Origin of the sequence: uncultured Porphyromonas sp., assembly GCF_934359325.1 — a bacterium.
Classification (GTDB): domain Bacteria; phylum Bacteroidota; class Bacteroidia; order Bacteroidales; family Porphyromonadaceae; genus Porphyromonas_A.
In genome coordinates, this window is the sequence record NZ_CAKRLH010000096.1 from 1 (window position 1) to 6,020 (window position 6,020).

The 6,020-nt window shown below is 60.0% G+C and carries 5 protein-coding genes; 1 reads left to right on the forward strand and 4 read right to left on the reverse strand.

The window, feature by feature from the left end; genetic code table 11:
• The first annotated feature begins 36 nt into the window (after positions 1–36).
• Entirely contained in the window at positions 37–729 is a 693-nt protein-coding gene (locus Q0F21_RS04765; protein ID WP_297237880.1) for a tetratricopeptide repeat protein, read from the forward strand.
• Between the two features lie 65 nt (positions 730–794).
• On the opposite strand, the gene Q0F21_RS04770 is transcribed toward Q0F21_RS04765, so the two are convergent.
• The 4 genes from Q0F21_RS04770 to Q0F21_RS04785 form a co-directional block, all read right to left on the reverse strand.
• Positions 795–2,189, reverse strand: coding sequence for an arylsulfatase (locus Q0F21_RS04770; protein ID WP_297237881.1), 1,395 nt, complete (start codon positions 2,187–2,189; stop codon positions 795–797).
• Positions 2,190–2,197: 8 nt separating this feature from the next.
• Positions 2,198–4,579 (reverse strand): 4-alpha-glucanotransferase, encoded by a 2,382-nt coding sequence (locus Q0F21_RS04775; protein WP_297237883.1) that lies wholly within the window; start codon positions 4,577–4,579, stop codon positions 2,198–2,200.
• Positions 4,580–5,248: a 7-cyano-7-deazaguanine synthase QueC gene (gene queC / locus Q0F21_RS04780; protein ID WP_297237885.1), complete on the reverse strand. Its 669-nt coding sequence runs from the start codon at positions 5,246–5,248 to the stop codon at positions 4,580–4,582.
• A 265-nt stretch (positions 5,249–5,513) separates the two neighbouring features.
• Positions 5,514–6,020: ROK family protein (locus Q0F21_RS04785; RefSeq protein WP_297237888.1), on the reverse strand; the 507-nt coding region annotated here is incomplete at its 5' end.

A 6,020-nucleotide genomic window follows, 5' to 3' on the forward strand; every position in this document is an offset into this window, starting at 1 on the left:
CAGTTAGTCCGTAGTCTATATATAAGAAGCTAACTCATGAGTAAGCAAAGCAATACCCAAGACCTCAATAAGGAGGCAACCTCGGCCGAGACCGGAAGCAAGGCAGAGGATTACATGAAGAAAAATAGGCGGACGCTTATCATCTGCCTGGTAGCTGCCATCGTCGTTATCGGTGGCATCATCCTCTATCGTAATGCCTATATGATGCCTCATAAGGCTAAGGCTGAGGAGCAGATCTTCCGTGCAGAGCAGCTCTTTGAGAGAGACTCCTTCGAGACAGCTCTCAAGGGGAACGGCGCCGATGTGAAGGGATTCCTCGATATCATCAGCGACTACGGGAATACTCCTGCAGGTAATGTCGCTCATGCCTACGCCGGTGTCTGCTACTACCAGCTGGGTGACTACCAGAGCGCGATCAAGCAGCTGGATAAGTTTAGCTCCAAGGACATGATGCTTCAGCCGAGTGTCATCGGTCTGATCGGCGACTGCTACGTCGAGGGAGACCAGTACGACAAGGCTGTGGGCTACTTCGAGGACGCTGCCAAGAAAGCGGACAATATGCTCCTCTCGCCGATCTACCTGATCAAGGCGGGACTCGCCTACGAGGCACTCGGCAAGATGGATAAGGCTAAGGAGGCTTATACTAAGGTCAAGGAGAGCTATCCGACCTCGCCCTCTGCCGCCAATGCTGAGAAGTATCTACAGACACTGACTCTGCAGGGCAAGTAATCACCCTCCTGACTAAGCACAAAAAAAGATCCCCTCGCAAGTCTCTTGCGGGGGGATCTTCTCTATTACTGTCTCTCTGATGGGAGCAGGGGGAAGTCTCTGCTGGGTCGGTGCGACTGATCGATCACTTCGCCCAGCTGCCGGACCACCTCAGGGTAGTCGGCGGAGACATCACGCAGTTCTCCTGGATCTGCGGAGAGATTGAAGAGCTCATCGTGCGTCTTCGTAGCGTCCTTGACCTGTTGTCGGATCAGCTTCCACTCACCCATACGGACCGCCTGACGTCCGCCCTCCTCGTGGAACTCCCAGTAGAGGTACGCGTGCTCCCGTTGCTCGCCCCTGCCGGTGAGGGTGGGAAGGAAGGAGATCCCGTCAGACTGAGTCTGAGGAGCGGCGCCGGAGAGTTCCTGCAGGGTCGGCATTACGTCCCAGAAGGCGAGCATGTGGTAGGACGTACTGCCGGGCTTGATCACCTCGGGCCACACAGCGATGAGGGGTGTCCGTACCCCCCCCTCGTAGAGGGCACGCTTGAGTCCGCGGTAGGGACCATTGCCATCAAAGAAGTAGGGATCATGCCCTCCCTCCTCGTGCGGACCGTTGTCAGAGGTGAAGATGAAGAGGGTATTCTCCGCCAGTCCCTCCTCCTGAAGCACCTCCATCATCCGTCGTACGTCGTTGTCGATGCGGCGGATCATCCCGGCGTAGGTCGCCTTGGGCTGCGCTTCGGCGCGGTACCAATTGCCCTCAAAGGGGCGCTCGCAGAACTCTCCCTCAAAGGGCTTCCGATCCTCCTCCTCGGCGTCCAGATCCGCATGCGGCAGGGCGGGGGTGAAGTAGAGGAAGAAGGGACGCTCCTTCCGCTCCCTGGCTCTAAGGAAGTCGATCGCATGGTCCATCAGCAGATCCTGTGCGTAGGTCTTCCCGTCCAGCGGCGCCAGCGTCTCTCCCTCATGGAGAAACTCCGGTCTGTGGCGGTGGGCGTTGAGCTGCCCGAGGTAGCCGAAGAAGTAGTCAAAGCCCTGCCGCGTCGGTGCGCCCTCGGTGCCGGGTCCACCCAGACCCCACTTCCCGATGCAGGCGGTGTCGTAGCCGACTTCCTTCAGCATCTCGGCGAGGGTCACCTCACCATCGGCGAGGGGATGATCGTAGGTGTGTCCGTCGGGATTGGGGGTGTCCTTATTCCCGCGGATGAAGGCGTGTCCAGTATGGCGTCCGGTGAGGAGTGAACCGCGGGAGGGGGCACTGACGGAGCAGCCGGCGTAGGCCTGCGTAAAGGTCATACCCGCCCGGGCGAGGCTGTCCAGGCCGGGTGTCGGGATGTACCGCTGCCCGTAAGCCCCGATGTCACCGATGCCAAGGTCGTCCACCATGAAGAATACGACATTGGGACGCATCTGGGCAGCCGCTGATAGGGATAGTGCTCCGAGTGCTGCGGTGGATAGTAGTCTCTTTGTACTCATACTTTTTTTTACTCTAAGGAACGCGGTAAGTCCGCAATCGTACCGAGCATCCGATAGTCCCAGATCTGCTTCGGGTCCTCGGGATGATTGATCTGCTCCTCCTCTGGTGCCACTTCCGAACCATATCCGGTCAGCGTCCACCAATCCTGCATCGGCAGAACCAGCAGCACCGACGGGGCAAGTCGTCTCAGGGCGCGGATCAGACCTGCCGGTGTGGGGTCGTCCGCACAACCGTAAGCGGCAGCGATCTCGCACCTCATGTAGTGATCGAGCGAGTGCCACCAGGCGCGCAGTGTGCTAGTGTCGTGGGTCGACGTGGAGCCGACGCTGAGGTAGGGGAGGTCATGAGGGTGGGCAAAGGGACACCAGGGCTTCTTCGCCATCCGCACCACCTCGAGGGAGAGCAGCTCGAAGGTGTCCATCACCTCCCTCATGCTCCCCGGGAGACTCCCCAGATCCTCGGCGCAGAGGAGCATGTCGGTCTCTGAGGTGGCTCCGAGGAGACGCTTGATGGCGGTTCGGCGCCAGAGCTCCTCATTGCGGTGGTGGTGGTACTCCTCCCGGAGGTAGAGGATCAGCTGCTTCTCTTCGGCGCTCAGGGGACCAAAGTCCGGATAGAGCTCCGGTGAGGGCGATGGGTGATAGAGTCCTTGCTCGTCCTTAGCACAGAGCTTCTCCACCCCCTGCACCTCATCCGGACGGTAGCCGAGCGCCGGGACATAGTGTGCCTGACGCTGGTCGGAGTTACTCTCCGGGATGCTCCAGATACGGAAGAAGCCAAGGATGTGGTCGATCCGGATCGCATCGAGGTGGCGCTCCATCACGGCAAAGCGGTGACGCCACCAGCGGAAGTCCTCCGCCGCCATCGCCTCCCAGTCGTAGGTGGGGAAGCCCCAGTCCTGCCCATCGGCGGAGAAGAAGTCGGGCGGTGCGCCTGCCTCCTTATCCAGGTGGAAGAGGTGCGGAGCGACCCAGACATCGACGCTATTTCGTCCCACGCCGATCGGCAGGTCGCCCTTGATCAGGACGTCATGCCGGTGGGCGGTCTCCGTCAGCCTGCCCAATTGGTCGTACAGGAAGCACTGGATAAAGGCGTACCGAAGCACCTCCCGCTCCGCCTGTGCTCCCTGGATGGTTCTCGTCCTGAGGTACTCCTCCCGAACCGTTGCGTAGTCTGCATACTCGGTGACCGGAGTCCCCGGCTGCCGATCTCTAAGGACGCAGAAGAGACAGTAGGCAAGCAGATCCTCCCTCTCCCGGGACATAAATTCCCTTACCCTCTCCATCGTTTGATCATCAGCTCGATCGTAGCAGTAGTCGATCACCTCGCGCTTCAGCTCCCGGACGGATAGATAGTCGACCTTAGGCAGGGCGTTGAGCTTGGTAGCTTGCTCCTCCCAGCTCCGCCTGAGCGGTGCCTCGTCGTACCCAGGGAGTCTGCGCACATCGAGGTAAAGGGGATCCAGCCCGTAGGTGGTGATGGCGTTGTAGGGATAGGAGTCGAGTGGGGTGCGGGTAAAAGTGGTGTCGTAGAAGGGGAGCATCTGGTAGAGATGCTGTCCCAGCTCGGCAAGGTAGCGGACGAAGTCCACCGCATCCCCAAAGTCGCCGATGCCGTAGGATCGCTCTGTGCGCAGGGCAAAGAGTGGCGCCACCGTCCCCTCGATACTCCTTTGCTTCCAAGTGGACTGAAGTTTCGGCTCGTCGATAAAGGTGAGCGTAAGGGAACGTCTCTCCTCCGGACGGTAGACTCTATTGGGTCCCTCCTCCCAGAGGATCGAACCGTCCCGCCGTCGGAGCACCATCTTGTACTCCATCGCCGGGAGTCCCTCCATGGATAGTGTGTAGCAGTGACGACAGGCGCGGAGGGGGATGCCGTGCATCGGGTCCCATGCTCCCGCCTCTGAGGTTGACCCCACGAGCAAGAGCTCCCCGTCATAGATCTCCTGCCTCAGGAAGGCGATCGCCTCTCCGCGGTGACAGTCGAACGCAGCCATCGGCTCCTTAGTCCGGTCAGTCAGCCCGAGCAGCCCGCAGAGGGGAGGACTCATCAGCCGATGGGCGGGCGAGGGGGCGATCCACCGATCGCGGCTCACCACGTTGAGAGGTGTCGTCTTCGCTTCTGTAGCTCTCAGGCGAATGGTATGGGGCATAGGAGCCTCCACGGCGACGATATCCCCTTCCTCCTCCACTCTGTAGCTGTAGCGCAGTTCCTTGTGGTCGGAGATGGATAGGGGCAGGTCGAGGGTCCAGAGCCCTGCCGATCGCTCCTCCATAGGGAGCCTCTCGTCCCCCATCATACAGACAAGTCTCTGTCTCTCGTGGGAGGTCTGATAGGGTAGGACCAGGGTCAGCAGTATGCGCTGCTCTGTCGTACTGGATCTCATCATCTACTCAGTCTCGTAGGTGGTTGGGTCGGTGATGCCGGCCTCGCGGAAGGCCTCTCGTCGCTCCTCGCAGGTGCCGCACTTGCCGCAGTGCTTCTCCCCTCCCTTGTAGCAGGAGTAGGTGTCGCTGTAGTCCACGCCCAGCTCTGCCCCACGACGGACAATGTCTGACTTGGTGATCAGCGTGTAGGGCGCGTCGATGGTGACGCCATTGAAGGTCCCGGCGGACATCGCTCCGCTCATCTCTCGGATAAAGTCAGGTCTGCAGTCGGGATAGATCGTATGGTCACCGGAGTGGTTGGCGAGCATCACCCGGTCCAGCTCGCGGCTCTCCGCCAGCCCACAGGCAACGGAGAGCATGATCCCGTTGCGGAAGGGGACGACGGTGGACTTCATATTCTCCTCGTCGTAGGAGCCCTCCGGGATCGCATCCGCCCCCTCGATGAGGGAGGAGTGGAAGTAGTCCTTGATGAAGTGAAGGGGGATCACCAGGTGCTCAATGCCGAGCGCGGCACAGTGGTGCCTCGCACAGGCGATCTCCCGAGCATTGTGATTGCTGCCGTAGTCAAAGGTTACGGCCAGGGCGATCTCATCTTGCTTGTCATGCAGCAGCGTGACACTGTCGAGACCGCCAGAGAGGACAATGATAGCATCTTTCTTATTCTTCTTCATACCTCAAATGTACGATTATTTAGGCTCATCGGCGTTGTGAAAGTCTCCCGGGCCGACGATCGCGAGACCTGTGGTGGTGATCCTGTCCGATTGAGGGAAATTCTAATACCGGTATTAGTGAAATGCCTGATTCGTGGACGGAGTGACCGGTCTCGCACCGGGCTGTCAGCGGATCCCTCCGGTCCGATTTTTTAGGCAATAAAAAAGGCGGTGGAGCAGGCTAAACTTGCACCACCGCCCCTAAGGCTTGAGGATGTTATCGGGCTTACGCCTCGGCGTCGGCCATATAGACGCTGTCGGGGTGCAGGTGTGTTGCCTCCCAGCCCATGGCTGCTGCACCGAGGATAGCGGCATCGTTCTCCTTCAGCTCACTGAAGAGGATCTTCACCTTGCCCTTATAGATATTGAGTAGGTTCTCCTCCATAGCGCGCTGTGTCGGCTTGAGGAGCAGGTCACCGGCGTGGGTGAGACCACCAAAGAGGATGATCGCCTCGGGGCTGGTGTAGGCGACTGCATCGGCAAGTGCCTCGCCGAGGATGGTACCGGTGTTCTCAAAGATCTGGATCGCCAGCTTGTCGCCCTTCATCGCGGCGTCAAAGACGTCCTTGGAGGTGATCTCCGCCGGGTCGAGGTCGCGGAGCAGGGAGTCATCCTCACGGATGGAGAGGTACTCGCGTGCGGTGCGAGCCACCCCAGTGGCGGAGGTGTAGGTCTCGAGGCATCCCTGACGACCGCAGCCGCAGGTGCGTCCGTTGCGGCGGATCACGGTGTG

Coding starts and splice junctions, on each gene's coding strand:
- Q0F21_RS04765 (WP_297237880.1), top strand. CDS start 37: ATGAGTAAGCAAAGCAATACCCAAGACCTCAATAAGGAGGCAACCTCG.
- Q0F21_RS04770 (WP_297237881.1), bottom strand. CDS start 2,189: ATGAGTACAAAGAGACTACTATCCACCGCAGCACTCGGAGCACTATCC.
- Q0F21_RS04775 (WP_297237883.1), bottom strand. CDS start 4,579: ATGATGAGATCCAGTACGACAGAGCAGCGCATACTGCTGACCCTGGTC.
- queC (WP_297237885.1), bottom strand. CDS start 5,248: ATGAAGAAGAATAAGAAAGATGCTATCATTGTCCTCTCTGGCGGTCTC.